This is a genomic window from Luteibacter sp. P4_D7_3 (assembly GCF_056401735.1).
In genome coordinates this window covers 1-1336 of sequence record NZ_JBFUIT010000567.1, presented here as the reverse complement: position 1 = coordinate 1336, position 1336 = coordinate 1, and the positions used below count along the sequence as shown (strand labels likewise).

Genomic DNA, 1336 nt, shown 5'->3' with positions numbered 1-1336 from the left:
GCTCTTGATCGCCGTACCATCAGCGACGTCGTTATAGATATAGCCTGTGCCACCGGTCGGCAGTGCGCCTGAGGTGGCGCGCAGCACGTAGTTATCGACACCGCCACGGAGATCGTGGTCACCGATGCGGTATTCGATGTTGGCGCTCCAGCCATGGCTGCTGTCTTCCGCGCCCGGCAGGAGGAACGTCGAACCACCGACCGTGCAACCGGTTTGCGGATCGTTAGCGAATCCCGCGCGCCTGTCGGTAATGGTCGGGCAGGCCTGACCGGTCGCCGACGTAATGTTCTGGCTGTGGTCGGAATGCGACCGGCCGTACATCGCGTTGACCGTCAGGTCATCGGTGATGTAACCCGTGTAGTGACCGATGTACGTGTTGCCACCCGGCGTCGCATTGGTCTGCGTACCGTTGTAGTTCTTCGTATAGACGTGGCCGAGATAATCGCCCTTACCGGTGTCGTAGCTATAAGCACTGATGGACTGGTCTTCGGTCTCGGTATCACCGATGCCGGTGAACTCGAGGATGTTGTTGTCCGTGATGTTCCAGTCCAACTTGGTCAGCCAGCGCTTGGTCTTGGCGACATCGTGCTCGTCGTCACTGGTGGTATTGGGACCCGTGTAATCACCGGTGTTCTTGATCCAGTCCGCTGCGGCGAAGATGAACAACTTGTCCTTGATCAGTGCGCCGCCGATGGAGCCGGAATACTGCAGGTTCTCGTTGTTGCGCAGGGCGTACGTGTTGCCCTTCTGATACTTCGTGCCGTCGCGCAGGTCGATGTCGCGTGGCTGCTGATTCAGGCCGTCCGGCGACCAGAACACCTGGACGTCGCCCTTCCACTCGTTGGTACCGCGCTTGGAGACGACGTTGATCACGCCGCCGGTGGARCGGCCGTACTCGGCGCCGTARCCGCCGATCAGCACCTGTTCCTGATCGATCGCGTCGTAGGGCAGCTGGCGCGAGCTCACGCCGGTCAGCGGGTTCGTGGCCTGGAAACCGTTGATGTAGTAAGCGTTCTCGGATGCCGAAGAGCCACCGAAGGACAGCGCGTTACCGTAGCCGCGGACGGCGGGCGTGGTACCGGGAGCGAGCAGGGCGATCGAGCTGATCGACGTGCGGGCGATCGGCAGCTTGGACAGCTGGTCGGCGGTCAACACGGTGCGCGAGTCGACCGAGCTGACGTCGATGCTGGGCAGGGTGTTGGCGGTGACCTGGACGCTGCCGAGGTTGGTGGCATCGCTGGCGCCGGCGGCGGCAGCGGCAAAGGAAACGTCGGTACCCTGGCTGATCTGGGTCTGCACGCCCTTGTGCGAATCGACCACGGTGCCGTTATGCATC

General features: G+C 62.1%; 1 protein-coding gene. It reads right to left on the bottom strand.

Annotation, left to right across the window (positions count from 1 at the left end; genetic code table 11):
• The coding region (locus tag AC1DSN_RS22760; protein ID WP_477333119.1) for a TonB-dependent receptor plug domain-containing protein at positions 1–1336 on the bottom strand (1336 nt) is incomplete at both ends.